This is a genomic window from Streptococcus sp. FSL R7-0248 (genome assembly GCF_037967965.1).
Taxonomy (GTDB): Bacteria; Bacillota; Bacilli; order Lactobacillales; family Streptococcaceae; genus Streptococcus.
The window spans coordinates 703,822-720,195 of sequence record NZ_CP150201.1 but is presented as its reverse complement, the minus strand read 5'-3'; the positions used below and the strand labels follow the sequence as shown (position 1 = coordinate 720,195).

Here is a 16,374-nt window from a genome sequence, read left to right as displayed (position 1 = left end):
TTTTATCATCTATTTATTCCCCCCTATGAATCGTAAACCCTGTGGCTTGTTGGTTAGCCATGATGGTCATGTCTGAAATCTGCACACGTCGTGGTTGCTTGGTGACATAGAGGACAGCATCCGCAATATCTTGGGCTTGGAGGGCTTCCAAACCTTGATAGACCTTGGCTGCCTTGTCCTTGTCACCGTGAAAGCGAACTTGTGAAAAGTCGGTCTCAACGATACCGGGCTGAATGGTTGTCACCTTGATATCTGTGGCAATGGTATCAATACGCAAACCATCGCTGAAAGTTTTCACTGCGGCTTTTGTAGCTGAATACACAGCTGCACCTGCATAGGCATAGATGCCCGCCGTAGAGCCCATATTGATGATATGGCCCTCATTGGCAGCTACCATACTTGGCAAAATCTGACGTGTCACCATCATCAAGCCCTTGACATTGGTGTCGAGCATGGTCAGCATGTCCCACTCTTCATAGTCTTGATAGGCTGTTAGGCCTAGTGCCAGACCTGCATTATTGACTAAAACATGGACTTGCCCCACACTTTTGAGAATGGCTTGACAAACATCCTTGACCATGTCCATATCGGTAACATCCAGTGCAAAAGTCCAAAATTTTTGGTCTTGATAGGTTGCTTGGAGCTCTTCTTTCAAGGCTTGAAGAAGCTCCACACGGCGACCTGTTAGGATGAGATTTTCTCCCTCTTTAGCAAAGGCACGCGCCGTTGCTTCGCCAATTCCTGATGTTGCTCCTGTAATAAGTACGTTTTTAGTCATGATATCCTCCACTCCTATATTCCAGCTGCCCCTAATCGTTATTTGTCAATTCACCCAATTTCTTGATAAAATCAGGAAGTTCAAGCTTGGGCAGGGTAGATTTTTTATTTCCTGACTTCCAAAATATCCAGAGTAACTGGTTGAAACCGTCTTGCAAGACCTTCTTTTGTTTGTCCGAGAGATTGCCAAATTCTTGCAACAACTGACCTAGCTTAGGGAGAGTTTTGATACTAATATCGTCTAGACTCTCAATTCCAGAATCAAGAATGGTATCAAAGAACAAATCACAGACCTGCTTGAGTTGTTGATTTGGCAAGGTCTCAATCCATTCTTGGAAAGTTCCTTCTAAGCGTTGACTCAGGTCTGTCGGCTGGTCCACATAAACAAAATCTCCTGCTTCTAGGTCAACCTCCCAAGTCAAGGCGTTATGTTGAGCAAATCCAATGCCTTCTGCTGCGACTAGCTGGGCAGGCCTATCCCAATAGAGCATAACCCCCACAACAGAATCTTGAGGTCTAATAACTGTCATCTTGGTTTTCACCCCTTGGTAAGAAGGCTTCTCTAAGAGGGGCTTCATCAATCCCGGAGAATCCAGAAGCAAGAGCTCTGCTATTTGCTCGCGTAGAGCAGTTGAGCCTTGGACAGCCGAATAGAGGGCAAGATTACCACCCTTGGAATGTCCAGAAACAGCGATATAGCCACTGAGTTTTGGCAAGTGCTCAGACAGAAAGGCAATAGCTGAGCGATGGGCTGGAATTTCCCGACTGTAGGTCAGCTGAAAATCCTCCTTCCAGCCAATAACACTATCATCTGTCCCACGAAAAACAATCTGTTGGTAGTCCAGTTCAGGCAGGCTAAAAATCATGGCTGCAAACTGCTTTTCGACTTCCTTGTCCAAGACACTACAGTAGTCACTTAGATTAAGTCCAGCGAAACGCTTCGATCTGACCATGGCTTCAGCCAAATCTACCCGTTCCTTAGTCACCATGAAGGTATACTCAGGATTTAGCTCTTTACTCTCGGCATAGTCATGTAAATTGATGGTTTTCTGTAAATCACTTGCTGTGAGGCATTTTTCATAAGTCAGGTAGCCAATTTCATTGATGCAAACCTTATCCAAGATATTAAGTGGCTCTTGGTCAAAAGGCATATCCTTAACCTTTTCAAGATAATCGATTAGATTGGACATAGTAATCTCCTTGAAGTCTTTCTTACTTTGATTTTACTAGAATTTTCAATAAATTGTTAGTGAAAAATGTGATATCATAAGAGAGATTATTTATTAGGAAAAGGAAGCTTATGACTATTTCACGATTTTACCGTATCTTACTAGCTCTTTGTGGACTGGTAGGAGTCTCTATCCAAATCCATGACGATGGTTGGGGCATGTTGCTCTACTACACCGTTTTGTCCAATATCCTCGTCTTTTCTAGTTTGATTTTCTTTATCATCTATGACTTCAAAAAAGGGGATGCGACGACTAACACAAAACTCTTGCGTTACAAGGGGGGCGTAACCATGGCCATCCTCATCACTGGAGTCATCTATCACATCCTCTTGGCTCCTATTACAGAACCTGAGAAATTCTGGACCCTCCGCAATTTCTTGGTTCACTATATTGTCCCTTGGGGATTGGTGCTTGATACCCTCATTTTCGATGCTAAGAAAGCCTACCGTCTCCGTGAACCAATTTACTGGTCAGTGGTCCCTCTGTCTTACTTTGCCTTTGCCCTTCTAAATGGCTTGGTTCTAAAACTCCCAATCCCAGGTGCCAAAGATAGCCCCTTCGCCTACTTCTTTATCAATGTCAATAAATTTGGTTGGAACAAGGTCTTGGTAAATGTCCTAGTCATCAGTGTCGGGTATATCGCTGTTGGCTATCTCTTGTACCTCTTGAAAAAATTTATCGGTCGTAAACCAGCATAAAACACAAACTGAGCTCCAAAAGGAACTCAGTTTTTCTATTTCAACAAGCCTAATTTATCAAAAGCCTTGTAGAGGCCATCTGCTTCAACATCGTCTGTGATTAGGTCTGCCATAGCTAAGATTTCTGGCCCACCATTTCCCATGGCAACCCCAACCTCACAGTATTCCAACATAGGGATATCAATCTTGGCATCGCCAAAAGCAATGGTCTCCGAACGCTCAGCCCCCAAATGTTCCAAAAGGACATCGATGGCATGGGCCTTGTTAATATCCTTAACACCTAGATCACCAAACAAGGCTGTTTCACCTCGACCTCCCCAAGTATGGGCTTCAAGCTGTGAAAAAGCTTCTTTTGAATCTAGATGGTCCTGATAGGATTCTAAAACGAAACTGACCTTGTTTAGGTCATCACGGTAGAGTTCCCCACCATACTGAAGGCCATGAAGAAAATCTTCTGGTTCCTTACCAGCGACAGACTCTTCTGACTGCCCCTTTTGAATAGCGTAAGTCTTAAGCATCTCACGTGCCCGCTCCCGAAAATCAGGACTGGCAAAGAGACCATTATTGCTCTCAAGATAAAAAGCTAGATGACGTTGGGTCAACCAATCCACAATCTTAGCCGCATCTTCCTTAGAAATCAGCTCATGCATGAGGACTTGGCCATGATGCTCTACATAAGAGCCATTACCACCAATCATCCCATCCAAGCCAATTTCCCATAATTCTGGTTGCATTTCTGCCTTGCTACGACCAGTACAAACATAGACCAGATGACCCTTTTTACGGGCCTGACGAATAGCCTTTACTGCTGATTCTGGAATGCGATTATGATAATCCACCAAGGTCCCATCAACATCTAGAAAAATAAGTTTTGACATGTTTTCACCTCGAGTCTTCTTTTACTTTATTATACCCTGATAATGCGACAAGAGATACTACTATCCTTGGACAAACTGATACTATCCTACGATAGTATGCTTCTCAATCCAATGCATTGCCATTTTGCATGAAAGAAGCTATGATGAAAGTATGAATGATTTAAAAACACTACTGGATCACCTGCCCTATAAATTAGCAGCCTATGATGCCCAAGGAAACTTTCTCTATGACAATGGTGGCGCTGACGGTAGTTTCTTCCCCCGTGAGTCTGAAAATCTGCCTGATTGGATCATGTCTGAAGTGCTAGCCTCTCCTACCAAAGAAAGAAGTTATCAGATTCCAACAGACAGTTTTGATCAAGTCCTCATCCAAACCTACCAAGCTGCTATAGACAAAGATGGAAATGTCTTGGGATTTTGGGAGACCATCTATGATTTGAAGCAGCCTCTCAAAACCTATCTAGATAACTCTGCTCAAGCTCTTGTCGCCTGGTCTGATGCCACTAGTGGCGCTAGTTTCAAGGAAGAAACTGACTTTTAAGCTAAATTTTTTGCTTTAATAAATGAAAAATTCACTTAATTCAAGACTAGCTCAAAACACCCTTATTCATAAAATGTGCCTAAGTCAGCACTACAAAGGCTTTTTGGAAATCAGTCACTTTAATATCTCTCACAGAATTTATAAACACTCTATTTTGCATTTTTGCACTATTTAAGGTAAAATGGGAGTAATGAGAAAAAGAATAAAACCGATCGTTGTTTACGTGGTTCTAGCTCTTTTAGGATTAGCATTAGTTATTGCAAATATTCACAATACGTCCAAACAGCAGGCGCATCTCCAAAGCGTGAAATCTGCTCTTCCTTATGCTACTACACCAAAAACAACAACCAGTAGTACATCTAGCAGTTCCGACGAGGAGCTGATACTCAATCCCATTATAGACCTTTCGGGGTGGCAACTACCTCAGGATATCGATTACGATGTCTTGTCAAATCATATTTCTGGTGCTATTATCCGCGTCTTCGGTGGATCACAGATTAGTAAGGATAGCAATGCCGCTAGTTCGAATGGGGTCGACAAATCTTTTAAAACACATATCAAAGAACTCAAAAAACGTGACGTTCCAGTTGCCGTCTATTCCTACGCTCAAGGTACTTCTGTTAAAGAGATGAAGGAAGAAGCTCGTATTTTCTACAAAAATGCTTCTCCATACAAACCTACTTATTACTGGATCGACGTTGAAGAAGAAACCATGTCCAACATGGAGCAAGGTGTCCAAGCCTTTCTCGCTGAGCTCAAACGTCTAGGAGCTGAAAACGTTGGTCTCTATATTGGTGCTTATTTCATGCTTGAGCAAGAAGTTTCAACTAAAAACTTTGATGCTGTTTGGATTCCAGCCTACGGTACCGATTCTGGTTATTATGAGGCTCTACCAAATACTGAAATCGACTATGACCTTCACCAGTATACGTCACAAGGAAGCCTGCCTGGTTTCGATAATATCCTAGATCTTAACCAAATCAATCCTGAGAAAAACAAACGTAAAACCTTTGAAAAACTCTTTGGTAAGATTAAGCAAAAACCAAATAAAAATAAGAAGACTACTTCGACAAGTTCATCTAGTAGTCAGTAAAAACCAGTGTCTAAGGCACTGGTTTTCTTCTTGTCAAATTGGCTTAGGCGTGCTCGGATGAATGTGTTATAATGGATGGTAGAAATGTATAACTTTAAAAGGAGATATGACAATGGCTAAGAAAGGCAAAGTCAAGAAGACCTTGGTTGACCAAATTCTTGATAAAGCTAATATTGACCATGATAGCTTATCCTTCAATGGTTTAGAAGGGGAGCTTCCAGAAGATGTGGCGCGTGAGAGCATTTATAAAACCCTCGCCCTTAAGGGAGATAAGACAGGACCAGTCATCGGCATCGTCCCTATCACCGAACACCTGTCTGAAAAGAAATTAGCTAAAATTTCAGGGAACAAGAAGGTTCAAATGATTCCACAAAAGAATCTCCAAAAAACAACTGGCTATGTTCACGGAGCTAACAACCCAGTGGGAATTCGCCAAAAGCACAATTTCCCTATTTATATCGATCAATCTGCCCAAGAAGCTGGCTTCCTTATTGTCTCAGCGGGGGAAATTGGGCGTTCTATCCGTATCAATAGTCAAGATCTTGCTGATTTTGTTAATGCTGAATTTGCTGATATTAAGGAGTAATCATGAAACTGTATTTTGTACGTCACGGTAAAACCGAGTGGAACTTGGAAGGCCGACTTCAAGGCGCCAAGGGAGACTCGCCTTTGCTTAAAGAATCTATCGAACAAGTACGTGAGTTAGGTCACTATCTCAGTGACACACATTTTGACTTGATCTTCTCAAGTGACCTACCACGTGCTAAAAAAACCACTGAACTCATCATGGAGTCTCAAAAGCCTAAAGCTAAAGTTACCTACACTAAAGCTCTGCGTGAATGGCAACTTGGTAAACTGGAAGGGCAAAAAATTGCACTCGTTCAGGCCATTTATCCAAAAGAAATGGATGCCTTCCGTCATAACCTAGCCAACTTCCGTGCTAATGACTTCCAAGCTGAGTCTGTCTACCAGACAACCAAACGTGTGGCCGAATTTGTTAAAACACTTAAAGATAGTGATGCTAAAAATGTCCTCATCGTCGGTCACGGAGCTAACTTAACGGCTTCTATCCGTACACTCCTTGGTTTTGAACCTGGTCTTCTTCGTAAGGCAGGCGGTCTTGACAATGCTTCTGTCACTATTCTCGAAACCAATGATTTCGAGCACTTCACTCTTAAATGTTGGAATGATACGTCCTATATGGATGAACAAAACAAGATCAGCTAAATCAGCGACTGACTTCATAAGACAAGCGATCCTAAACAAGGGTCGCTTTTTTGCACTCAAAAAGCCCTTAAAGCCTACTACTTCAAGAGCTTCACTTCCATTATTTCCAACTCGGTTCCTCTGGCAAACGGTCTAATTCAACACCAAATCCTCGAGCCAAATCATCTAATTCCTTTTCGAAAACGTCTAGTTCCTGTAAGACAAGATCATACTGTCCTTCAGACAATAAACGCTTAAAACGAAGACCACGACTCAAAACAAATTCCATATCTATTTTGACAGTTCTATGAACATGTTCCCAATAGTTGTTAGCAAACTCTCGTTGCTTTTCTTCAGTATTAAGGTGGTCTGATAATGCATTATAGGAATCCCAGGCAAGACACTTCATCTGTTCTGCATCTCTAACACCTTCAAAGAGATCGTCACGTTTGGCTTCGAGTGATTCGACCTCTTTTCTCAAAGCCTCACGTTCAGCACTTAGTGCTTCAATATCATGTTTTAAGTTGTTGATTTCTACCATTTTCAAACTCCTTATCTCACGTTCTAGACAATAAAACGGCCACACGAGGCCGCTCTATTATCTTCCATATTTCATACGAAGGATTTTTTCCTGGTTCGCATTCAAACGAAGAAGGATAACCACTTTATCAATACTCATATTGCTCTCAAGAAGACGTTCAGCCGCCATCATAAGACCATTATTGATACCTAGTTGAAGGACTGGATTTTCATTATCATTGATATCAAAGATATATTTGTTATTTGGAAGGTCGAAAAGGACTTTCACCGCTCCAAAGAGTTGCTCAAAACTATCAATTTCCAAGTCAAAGACTGGCTTAGTACCTGGTTTAAGGCTACGTCCACGGTGGTTAAACCACATAGAATGCCAACCACCATTGAAGGCCCCCATGACATCATTGTCATAAGAATCTCCAACATAGAGCGTCGTCGATGGATTCATGTCAAATTGCTCAGCTGCGAGGTTGAAGATTTCCTTCTCAGGCTTTTGGAAACCTGTCGCCTGACTGACGATGACACGCTTAGGATCAACGTAATCATAAAGTCCCAACTTCTTAACCTTTTTAAGTTGGTGCTCTGTTGGTCCATTGGTAATAATCCCCATAGGCACATTTTTTTCCTTGAGGAAATCAAGGGTCATGCGCATCTCATCAAGCATGGTGATATTTTCCAACTCATGCTCGTAAACCTCTTGGAAATGGTTGCCCGTTTCTTCATCAATTTCACGGTAGCCAAACTCCAAAAGGGTCTCTTTACAGCGCCAAAAACGGAAATACTCGGTTGTCCACTCACCTGCCATTACACGTGGAAAACCAACATCAGAATAGTGGCGGAAACGAATGTAGGCTTGATTCATGTGACTCATATCAAAGTCAGGGAAACATTTTTCCATGGCAATACGATAAGGTGCCTGTTGGTCGTAAATAGTATCGTCAACGTCAAAAACAATAGAGGTAATCATCTGTCCGTTCTTTCTTATATCATTCTCTTGTCAGAGACTTAGCTAAATTAAGAGGTCTAACAACTAAACTGCAATATCAGTCAGCTCCTAGTGAAATCCTAAGTCTTGCAAAAGTAAGCTTTAAGTCAACTGTCTTAGGGCAATCTTACTCGTCTGTTTTTTATCAGAATGCAATTGCCCAAACAGTCTTATTATACCGTTTTTGCCCTCTTATTTCAATTTTCGACCCCACTTAAGAAAAGATTATTCGTGTTTTGAAGATAGAAAAAGGTTTGGAACAATTTGTCCCAAACCTAATGCATCTTGTCATATTCAGACACTTATTTAATTTCTTTGAAGGTCATTTTTTGTTTGACTTCACCCTGACCACCTTTGGCAATCTGGTAGTAGAAATCTTTTGATGTGAAGTGGTCACCATAAGCAAAGACCTTGTTGTACTGCCATTGTGACAGTTGATCATCCTCTTTTTTACCAAGAGTCAATGTTGTCTTTGTCACACTGTATTCCCACTTAGCTGTTTGGTCATTATAGGCCTTGTCAAAGTCAGTCTGACTCTTAGCAGCATTAACCACTGTCGTACGATCTTGACTCACAAGTGCCTTGTTACCACCTTCTTGGAAGGCTACATACATGACACGATTATTGACCTCACCGTTTAGAGTACTTGAATATTGGTAAACCTTACCAGGTACAACACTATCCAAATGGTGTGTTCCCCAGTAATAGAAAGCACCAAATCCAGCTCCTGTAACCAAGAGACAAGCAAGAACAACACTAATAATGATATTTCTCTTTGACATGTCTTGCCCCTCTCTATTCGTCACCAGTTAGGTCAGAGAAAGTTGCCTCTGAGTCTGTTTCAGTGTGGCTTGAAGAACTTGATGAAGAGCGTTCAACGCTTGGTGAGCTTGAACTCATGCGTGTTTCTGTTTGAGAATCATCACTTGATGACGCCTTAGATTCTGATGATTTTTCAGTGCTTGATGATGAACTTTCTTTTTCTTTGTAAACATCAACGTTGAAAGCCCACTTATCACCCTTATAACTTACCTGAATTTGAGCATATTTTGCCTTGATAAGATCTGAGATCTTACTATCCCTGTTAAGAGCGTCATAAATCTTTTCAGCAAGAGCCTTGGCATTTGCTTCAGTTTTGGCACCATCTTTAGGTCCATCAACAATATCTTTAGCCTTTGGCGTTTCACCTTGAAGGTAGAGAGCTGTGCTTTCAGTGTCCTTCTTAGCTGTAGCATTTACACCAGTCTTATCATCTGCATGTAAGAAGAAAGTCCATGCAGGACTACCTGAGTGGTTTTGTTGATATACTTGTTTGAATTCACTTTGAACCTTGTCTTGGAAAGCATCATCAGTCAATTCTTTTTCCTTAGAACTTTCTGTACTTGCTTTGCTTTCACTGCTGCTTGCTGTTGAGCTTGATGCAGAAGATGAAGATGATGATCCACTTGTTGAGCTTGATGAAGCATCTTTAGATTCAGATGATGAAGATGATTCCTTGCCATCTTTAGAATCTTTAGTATCTTTGTCTTTATCGTTATTATTGTTTGTCGTGTTATTTGAGAATGAAACGCTATTGTCAGAATTATCTGGAGCGTAAATCACTGTATTCTTAGAATGGTCATCAGAGACAAAAGTGCTGTTATTGATAATCACTCGGTTGTTATCACCGTAGTAGTTGTTGATAACAATCTTAGAATGTGCACAACGGTAACCATTACCAGTCACATGGTAACCTGCTGGGACATCACCATCACGTTTCAAGATGAGGATATCACCTGCAAAGATAAGATCAATATTCTGAATATTGTTATCGTAGGCTAATTTTTCAATAGAAATTCCAGTCGCTTGAGAGATTCCCCACAAGGTATCTCCCCATTGAATCACGTACTGTTGGCCATCTAACTGCTGTGGATTGATATTCTGAGTTGTCAAATTATTTGTAATTTGTTCAGGTGTGCTGGCAATCCAGTTTGTAATATCAGCAGCGTGAGCACTCGTTTGATTTTGATAAAAGCTATCTGCTAACACAGATACCGTAGGCATCCCAATAGGTGCTAGTAAAGCGCCAAGCATCACGGCTTTACTAACATAATTTTTCTTTTTCATCGTATTTCCTCCTTATATCATACGAAACTTACTTTGCTATTGTACACCCTTTTTATTATATTTGTCAATAAATTCTATAACTTTCTAATCAAAGGTTAATGCTAGTTTACAATTTGTACTAAAAATAGACAAATCCTAGCTTTATTTATCTGACATTTAATCATTTGTCCTATCTTTAGAAGGTGATTTATGATACAATAATTACGACTATTTTATGGAGGACTAACATGTCAAATCAACACATGGAAGAATTGAACGATCAACAGATTGTCCGTCGTGAAAAAATGGCGGCCTTGGCTGAACAAGGAATCGATCCTTTTGGTAAGCGATTCGAACGCACAGCTACATCTGGTCAATTAAAAGAAAAATACGCTGACAAAACAAAAGAAGAATTGCACGAAATCAACGAAACTGCTACTATCGCAGGTCGTTTGATGACTAAACGTGGTAAAGGTAAAGTTGGCTTCGCCCACATCCAAGACCGCGATGGTCAAATCCAAATCTACGTGCGTAAAGATGCTGTCGGTGAAGAAAACTACGAAATCTTCAAGAAAGCTGACCTTGGTGACTTCCTCGGTGTCGAAGGTGAAGTTATGCGAACAGATATGGGAGAACTTTCTATCAAGGCTACTCATATCACTCACTTGTCTAAAGCCCTTCGTCCATTGCCTGAGAAATTCCACGGACTTTCAGACGTTGAAACAATCTACCGTAAACGTTACCTCGATTTGATTTCTAACCGTGACAGTTTTGACCGCTTTGTCACACGTTCAAAAATCATTTCTGAAATCCGTCGCTACCTTGATGCTCAAGGTTTCCTTGAAGTAGAAACACCTGTTCTTCACAACGAAGCTGGTGGTGCTGCTGCTAAACCTTTCATCACTCACCACAATGCTCAAAACATCGACATGGTGCTTCGTATCGCGACTGAACTCCACCTCAAACGTCTCATCGTTGGTGGTATGGAACGCGTTTACGAAATCGGACGTATCTTCCGTAACGAAGGTATGGATGCTACTCACAACCCTGAGTTCACATCTATTGAAGTTTACCAAGCTTACGCTGACTTCCACGATATCATGAACTTGACTGAAGGTATCATCCAACACGCTGCTAAAGCTGTTAAAGGTGACGGACCTATCAACTACCAAGGAACTGAAATCAAGATCAACGAACCATTCAAACGCATCCACATGGTTGACGCTATCAAGGAAATCACTGGCGTTGACTTCTGGCAAGACATGACTTTGGATGAAGCCAAAGCTATTGCTGCAGAAAAGAATGTTCCAGTTGAAAAACACTACACTGAAGTTGGTCACATCATCAACGCCTTCTTCGAAGAATTCGTTGAAGAAACATTGATTCAACCAACATTCGTTTACGGTCACCCAGTTGCTGTGTCTCCATTGGCTAAGAAAAACCCAGAAGACCCTCGCTTCACTGACCGTTTCGAACTCTTCATCATGACTAAAGAGTACGGAAATGCCTTCACCGAATTGAACGACCCAATCGATCAATTGTCACGTTTCGAAGCACAAGCTGCTGCTAAAGAACTCGGGGACGACGAAGCAACAGGCATCGACTACGACTACGTTGAAGCCCTCGAATACGGTATGCCACCAACAGGGGGACTCGGAATCGGTATCGACCGTCTCTGCATGCTCCTCACTGATACAACAACTATCCGTGATGTCTTGTTGTTCCCAACGATGAAATAATAATCATATCCCATTATTTGAATAATGGGATATTTTTATATGAGGTATAAACGTGATTAGAAAACTGAAGTCCCTTTTTAAGAAAAAATCAACTGTAGTTGAACAGCCTGAGACAAAGATCGAAGAAAGTCAATTAGACTTTCCCATAGACCGCGCAGATTATTTTTTCGATCATGCACTTGTATTCTATTGTGAAGAAAATAATATCCCGTCAGAAAAACTAAGCAAATCAGATATGCTAGAGATTAGTAAAAGAGCTGCTTTTCATCTCAGTATCTTCGTCGCCTGGCTAGCAAAACATGATTTTCTGAATCCTAAAAGCGATGGATTTAACCTTGAGGATGCACAAAAACTCAAGAATGAAACGATTATGGGTACAGACTATCTCTTTAAACATCTTGATGAAAAACTCTATTCATCTGATATTAGTGACACACTCCTCCCCTTCATCTCTGATTTTTATGAAGATTATATGGATTTCTGTTATACAGTTCTGGTTGATGATATTGCTAGAACTGAATTTAGTTGGGAAATCTATCACTCGGTTGAAGATGATATTGACGAGATATTCAGTCAATATAAGACTTACATCGGATAATATGAAAAACGCTTCTCTCATCTCGAGAGAAGCATTTTCTTATTTCCAAAATTTTGCTTTTGAAGTAGCAAGACATTATTTCAGATGTTTTTTCACATCGGAAAATCTCGATAAGTGCTCTCTTCGATTACAAAAATGATGTACTTTTATAACTTAGTCTTACGTAATGAATCACTATACCTAGATAAGTCAGCAAGCTTCTAATTGAACAAATTATTTAGAAGCTTATTTTTGATATAATGATAGTAATTTGTATTCTTAGAAAGGGATTATACAATGCCAGAGGGAATTAATTTATTTCAGGACACTTTGATAAAATCACTTAAGTTTGGTTTTGTTGATAACATTAAATATCAAGAGGGTGGTTATTCTCCCCAAATTCTTGTGAACAATAGCGATGAAAAGCGCTATGTCTTGACAGACCTACAGGAAGAATTGAGTAAGTGTACTGCTTTCTATTTTTCTGTCGCTTTTGTCACTAAAAATGGAATTGCCATGATTAAGTCTCAGTTATCAGATTTAATGGACAAGAAAGTACCAGGAAAAATCTTGATTTCTCCTTATCTAGATTTCAACGACCCTGATGCAATGCGTGAGCTACTAAAACTTAAAAATGTTGAAGTTCGTTTAACGCCTGAAAAGATGCAGATGCACGCTAAATTCTATCTTTTCGAACATACTGGTAAACAGGTACTGATTTCAGGTAGTTCAAACCTCACACATACAGCTCTAAAAATTAATTATGAGTGGAATATCAAACTGACCTCTACTCATAACGGGGAGTTCATTCAAAATACCAAATCAGAATTTGACCGTATTTGGGAACAATCAGAGTTACTAACATCCGAAATAATTGATACCTATGCTAAAAAGAGAAAGAAGGTCATTAGTCTCACAAAGATTAATGATGAAGAGAAACTCCCCTATTCAGCTGAAAAAATTGTTCCTAATAAAATGCAAGAAGCCGCACTAGAAGGGCTCAAAAATATTCGAGAACAGGGAAAAGATAGAGCACTCGTTATTAGTGCCACAGGTACTGGTAAGACATTTTTATCTGCCTTTGACGTTAAACAATATAATCCTGAACGCATGTTATTCATCGTCCATCGTGAACAGATTCTCAAAAAATCTTTAATAGATTTTCAAAAAGTTCTGGGCTTTAATCCATCTGAAGGACATATTTATCACTCGGGTGACGATTTAACTGGTAAAAAATATATTTTTGCGACTATTCAAACATTGTCACGCGAGGACAACTTAAAAGCATTTTCAAAAGACTTCTTCGACTATATTCTCATTGACGAAGTGCATAAGGCTGGGGCTGATTCATACAAAAAAGTTATGGGCTATTTTACACCCAATTTTTATCTAGGTATGACAGCAACTCCTGAACGTACTGATGGCCAAAATATCTACGAGATTTTTGACTATAATATTGCCTATGAGATTCGCCTACAAGATGCATTAGAAAATGACATGCTCTGTCCATTCGTTTATTTTGGTGTTAAAGACATTGAAATTAATGGGAAACTTATTGACGAAAAATCAAACATCACAAACCTTACATCAGATGAGCGTGTCAAACATATTCTAAATAAAATTGATTTCTATGGTGTTTGTAATAATCAAGTTCGTGGACTTATTTTTTGCTCATCAAAAGCAGAAGCCAGAGAGTTATCAATAAAACTTAATCAACATGGAAAACGTACCATCGCATTGACTGGTGATGACGATATCAACTATCGTGAAAAGGTTGTTAAGCAATTAGAAGATGGAGAGCTAGAATATATCTTGACCGTTGATATTTTTAATGAGGGGATAGATATACCATCCGTAAACCAGGTAGTTATGTTACGTAACACGCAATCAAGTATCATTTTTGTTCAGCAGCTTGGTCGTGGACTTCGTAAGCATAAAAGCAAAGATTACGTTACTATTATTGATTTTATTGGTAATTACAAAAATAACTATCTGATTCCAATTGCATTATTCGGTGATAAATCTATGAATAAAGATAATTACCGTCGTGAACTGCGTGAACCAAATATCTTGAGTGGTTTAACAACCGTAAACTTTGAGGAAGTTGCTAAAGAACAAATCTTCAAATCGATTACAAATACGGTTCTATCTAACATGAAAATTCTCAAAGATGCTTATACAGATCTTGAAAATAAACTTGGTAGAACTCCTATGCTAATCGATCATTTAACCTTTGATAATATTGATCCAATAGTATTTTTTAACAATAATAGCTTCAAAAACTATGCAGATGTTATTAACAAATTTTTAAACAAGTCAATAGAACTCACTGACACTGAGAGTAACTGGTTGAGTTTTATCACATTTGAACTTCTTCCTGGTAAACGAAAACATGAGCTGCTTCTACTTCAGAAACTTATCAAAAAGGGGGAAGTCTCGAAAGATAAATTTATTGAGATACTGGAAACTGAACAATTATCTACTAGAGACTCAATCATCTCCTCCGTTGAAAATGTATTAAGTCTTCAATTTCTTAAATCTCAAGAGGTAAAAAAATTCGGTACTGAACCTCTGGTCACTCTAGAAAAAAATGTTTATAAGCTCAATCCTGAGGTCCTAGATTGTTTCAAGAACTCTGATTTTGCCTTGCTTTTTAATGATGTTATTGAGGCAGGACTCTACAAAGCGAATGATTATCCTGAAATATTTACAATTGGTCAAAAATATTCACGTCGTGATGTCTGTAAACTACTCAATTGGTCTAAAGATGAACCTCCTCTTAATATTGGTGGCTATAAAATCGATAAGAATACTAACACTTGTCCAATCTTTATCACCTATCATAAAGATGATGAAATCAGTGATACGATTAAATACGAAGATGAGTTGTTAAACGAAACTACTCTAAAATGGTTCTCTAAGAACAAGCGTACACTTGAGTCGCCAGATGTAAAAGCAATTATCAATTCACCTGAAAATGGATTAGATCTAAAATTATTTATTATTAAAGATGATGCTGAGGGTGGCGATTTTTACTATTTAGGTGACCTGACGATCGTGCCATCAACCGTTGAAGAATTAGTACGTCCACTTGAAAGCGGCAATGAAAGTATTGTTACTATGAACTTCAAACTAGATAATCCTGTTCCTGATACTCTTTATCGTTACATAACTAATAAGTAAGAGCACCACATTTGTGATGCTCTTATTTTGATAACAATTCTACAGCTGGTCGGTCTACAGGTGCCCAATCTAAAGTTTTCAAGCGACTTGGCTCTAGCCAAGCTGAATCCTGATGTTCCAACAAATCTAGATTTCCAGAAACAAGTTTAGCATGAAAGGTTTTCATAACAACAGTTCCAAAATCATAATCATAGGAAGCTTCATTAACGAAGGAAATAATCTCAATCTGAGAATTTAATTCTTCATGAATCTCTCGAATTAATGCTTCTTCAGGTGATTCTCCTTCTTCCAACTTACCTCCAGGAAATTCCCAGTATCCTCCTAAACTTTTTCCTTCTGGTCGTTGGGCACAAAAGATTTTGCCATCCTTTTCGATGGCTGCTGCCACAACATTAATGATTTTTTTAGACATCTAACATTCCTCCAGATAGTATTCTATCAAAAAGCTATCACGACAAGCAAACTTTAATTTGTTATTTAAAAATACTTCTCTCATCTCGAAAGAAGCATTTTCTTATTTCCAAAATTTTGCTTTTGAGGCTGCGACCCAAGCTGATAGACAAGCTAGGGCTACTACTGCATAGATAGCGTATTGTTTCGTAGGATAAAGCCAGGCTTTGTTTTCTTCATGCCAGCGAGACTTCCAGAGGCCAATGTAATCGCCCGTCATTCCAGGATTTTTAAGGCGCTCCATGTAATTGGCAGGTAGGTTATCAGGCTGATTCATCTGCACGTTAACGATAAAGATAACCAAAGCAAGCGCAATGACAACTAGGAGTGCCAGGGTAATCTTTTTCTTAGCTGTTAGTTGAAATGTTTTCAATTATTTTTCTCCCTCATTTATGAAAT

The 16,374-nt window shown here is 39.5% G+C and carries 17 protein-coding genes; 8 read left to right on the top strand and 9 right to left on the bottom strand.

Annotated elements, in window-relative coordinates; all coding sequences use genetic code 11:
• Positions 1-13: 13 nt before the first annotated feature.
• Together NYE32_RS03635 and NYE32_RS03630 are read right to left on the bottom strand one after the other, a co-directional pair.
• Positions 14-778: an SDR family NAD(P)-dependent oxidoreductase gene (locus tag NYE32_RS03635; protein ID WP_339157083.1), complete on the bottom strand. Its 765-nt coding sequence runs from the start codon at positions 776-778 to the stop codon at positions 14-16.
• Positions 779-809: 31 nt separating this feature from the next.
• Positions 810-1,967, bottom strand: coding sequence for an Mbeg1-like protein (locus NYE32_RS03630; protein WP_339157082.1), 1,158 nt, complete (start codon positions 1,965-1,967; stop codon positions 810-812).
• Between the two features lie 110 nt (positions 1,968-2,077).
• Between NYE32_RS03630 and NYE32_RS03625 the strand changes: the two genes are divergently transcribed.
• Positions 2,078-2,704: a Pr6Pr family membrane protein gene (locus NYE32_RS03625; RefSeq protein ID WP_021144400.1), complete on the top strand. Its 627-nt coding sequence runs from the start codon at positions 2,078-2,080 to the stop codon at positions 2,702-2,704.
• Between the two features lie 35 nt (positions 2,705-2,739).
• Here NYE32_RS03625 and NYE32_RS03620 read toward each other — a convergent pair whose 3' ends face one another.
• Positions 2,740-3,582, bottom strand: a complete 843-nt coding sequence (locus NYE32_RS03620) for a Cof-type HAD-IIB family hydrolase (protein ID WP_060971416.1) — start codon at positions 3,580-3,582, stop codon at positions 2,740-2,742.
• Between the two features lie 151 nt (positions 3,583-3,733).
• Between NYE32_RS03620 and NYE32_RS03615 the strand changes: the two genes are divergently transcribed.
• The 4 genes from NYE32_RS03615 (at position 3,734) to NYE32_RS03600 (ending at position 6,443) form a co-directional block, all read left to right on the top strand.
• Entirely contained in the window at positions 3,734-4,123 is a 390-nt protein-coding gene (locus NYE32_RS03615; RefSeq protein WP_048674407.1) for a hypothetical protein, read from the top strand.
• 190 nt (positions 4,124-4,313) lie between these two features.
• Entirely contained in the window at positions 4,314-5,216 is a 903-nt protein-coding gene (locus NYE32_RS03610) for a glycoside hydrolase family 25 protein (RefSeq protein WP_339157081.1), read from the top strand.
• 112 nt (positions 5,217-5,328) lie between these two features.
• Positions 5,329-5,802 carry an aminoacyl-tRNA deacylase gene (locus NYE32_RS03605; protein WP_155198152.1) on the top strand — a complete coding sequence of 158 codons (474 nt, stop codon included), beginning with the start codon at positions 5,329-5,331 and terminating at the stop codon, positions 5,800-5,802.
• Between the two features lie 2 nt (positions 5,803-5,804).
• Positions 5,805-6,443: a histidine phosphatase family protein gene (locus NYE32_RS03600; protein ID WP_002890596.1), complete on the top strand. Its 639-nt coding sequence runs from the start codon at positions 5,805-5,807 to the stop codon at positions 6,441-6,443.
• A 100-nt stretch (positions 6,444-6,543) separates the two neighbouring features.
• Here NYE32_RS03600 and NYE32_RS03595 read toward each other — a convergent pair whose 3' ends face one another.
• From NYE32_RS03595 to NYE32_RS03580, 4 genes are all read right to left on the bottom strand, one after another.
• A complete protein-coding gene (locus tag NYE32_RS03595) occupies positions 6,544-6,963 on the bottom strand; it encodes a hypothetical protein (protein ID WP_014634219.1) in 420 nt (139 codons plus the stop codon).
• Between the two features lie 57 nt (positions 6,964-7,020).
• Positions 7,021-7,923 (bottom strand): HAD family hydrolase, encoded by a 903-nt coding sequence (locus NYE32_RS03590; RefSeq protein WP_002890593.1) that lies wholly within the window; start codon positions 7,921-7,923, stop codon positions 7,021-7,023.
• Between the two features lie 320 nt (positions 7,924-8,243).
• Positions 8,244-8,723 carry a hypothetical protein gene (locus tag NYE32_RS03585; protein ID WP_002885961.1) on the bottom strand — a complete coding sequence of 160 codons (480 nt, stop codon included), beginning with the start codon at positions 8,721-8,723 and terminating at the stop codon, positions 8,244-8,246.
• Between the two features lie 13 nt (positions 8,724-8,736).
• Positions 8,737-10,047, bottom strand: a complete 1,311-nt coding sequence (locus tag NYE32_RS03580) for a LysM domain-containing protein (RefSeq protein WP_156685209.1) — start codon at positions 10,045-10,047, stop codon at positions 8,737-8,739.
• 227 nt (positions 10,048-10,274) lie between these two features.
• Between NYE32_RS03580 and lysS the strand changes: the two genes are divergently transcribed.
• From lysS to NYE32_RS03565, 3 genes are all read left to right on the top strand, one after another.
• Positions 10,275-11,765 carry a lysine--tRNA ligase gene (gene lysS, locus NYE32_RS03575; protein ID WP_037603892.1) on the top strand — a complete coding sequence of 497 codons (1,491 nt, stop codon included), beginning with the start codon at positions 10,275-10,277 and terminating at the stop codon, positions 11,763-11,765.
• A 52-nt stretch (positions 11,766-11,817) separates the two neighbouring features.
• Positions 11,818-12,363 carry a hypothetical protein gene (locus NYE32_RS03570; protein ID WP_037603894.1) on the top strand — a complete coding sequence of 182 codons (546 nt, stop codon included), beginning with the start codon at positions 11,818-11,820 and terminating at the stop codon, positions 12,361-12,363.
• A gap of 276 nt (positions 12,364-12,639) precedes the next feature.
• Positions 12,640-15,525: a DEAD/DEAH box helicase gene (locus NYE32_RS03565; RefSeq protein ID WP_070476423.1), complete on the top strand. Its 2,886-nt coding sequence runs from the start codon at positions 12,640-12,642 to the stop codon at positions 15,523-15,525.
• Between the two features lie 22 nt (positions 15,526-15,547).
• On the opposite strand, the gene NYE32_RS03560 is transcribed toward NYE32_RS03565, so the two are convergent.
• Together NYE32_RS03560 and NYE32_RS03555 are read right to left on the bottom strand one after the other, a co-directional pair.
• Positions 15,548-15,937, bottom strand: coding sequence for a (deoxy)nucleoside triphosphate pyrophosphohydrolase (locus NYE32_RS03560; RefSeq protein WP_049545284.1), 390 nt, complete (start codon positions 15,935-15,937; stop codon positions 15,548-15,550).
• A 102-nt stretch (positions 15,938-16,039) separates the two neighbouring features.
• The gene (locus tag NYE32_RS03555) at positions 16,040-16,348 is read right to left on the bottom strand and encodes a hypothetical protein (protein ID WP_049545283.1); all 309 of its coding nucleotides are present in this window, start codon (positions 16,346-16,348) and stop codon (positions 16,040-16,042) included.
• Between the last annotated feature and the right edge of the window lie 26 nt (positions 16,349-16,374).

Excerpts from the sequence above, each read along its gene's own strand:
- NYE32_RS03635 (WP_339157083.1), bottom strand. The coding sequence starts at position 778 with ATGACTAAAAACGTACTTATTACAGGAGCAACATCAGGAATTGGCGAA.
- NYE32_RS03630 (WP_339157082.1), bottom strand. The coding sequence starts at position 1,967 with ATGTCCAATCTAATCGATTATCTTGAAAAGGTTAAGGATATGCCTTTT.
- NYE32_RS03625 (WP_021144400.1), top strand. The coding sequence starts at position 2,078 with ATGACTATTTCACGATTTTACCGTATCTTACTAGCTCTTTGTGGACTG.
- NYE32_RS03620 (WP_060971416.1), bottom strand. The coding sequence starts at position 3,582 with ATGTCAAAACTTATTTTTCTAGATGTTGATGGGACCTTGGTGGATTAT.
- NYE32_RS03615 (WP_048674407.1), top strand. The coding sequence starts at position 3,734 with ATGAATGATTTAAAAACACTACTGGATCACCTGCCCTATAAATTAGCA.
- NYE32_RS03610 (WP_339157081.1), top strand. The coding sequence starts at position 4,314 with ATGAGAAAAAGAATAAAACCGATCGTTGTTTACGTGGTTCTAGCTCTT.
- NYE32_RS03605 (WP_155198152.1), top strand. The coding sequence starts at position 5,329 with ATGGCTAAGAAAGGCAAAGTCAAGAAGACCTTGGTTGACCAAATTCTT.
- NYE32_RS03600 (WP_002890596.1), top strand. The coding sequence starts at position 5,805 with ATGAAACTGTATTTTGTACGTCACGGTAAAACCGAGTGGAACTTGGAA.
- NYE32_RS03595 (WP_014634219.1), bottom strand. The coding sequence starts at position 6,963 with ATGGTAGAAATCAACAACTTAAAACATGATATTGAAGCACTAAGTGCT.
- NYE32_RS03590 (WP_002890593.1), bottom strand. The coding sequence starts at position 7,923 with ATGATTACCTCTATTGTTTTTGACGTTGACGATACTATTTACGACCAA.
- NYE32_RS03585 (WP_002885961.1), bottom strand. The coding sequence starts at position 8,723 with ATGTCAAAGAGAAATATCATTATTAGTGTTGTTCTTGCTTGTCTCTTG.
- NYE32_RS03580 (WP_156685209.1), bottom strand. The coding sequence starts at position 10,047 with ATGAAAAAGAAAAATTATGTTAGTAAAGCCGTGATGCTTGGCGCTTTA.
- lysS (WP_037603892.1), top strand. The coding sequence starts at position 10,275 with ATGTCAAATCAACACATGGAAGAATTGAACGATCAACAGATTGTCCGT.
- NYE32_RS03565 (WP_070476423.1), top strand. The coding sequence starts at position 12,640 with ATGCCAGAGGGAATTAATTTATTTCAGGACACTTTGATAAAATCACTT.
- NYE32_RS03560 (WP_049545284.1), bottom strand. The coding sequence starts at position 15,937 with ATGTCTAAAAAAATCATTAATGTTGTGGCAGCAGCCATCGAAAAGGAT.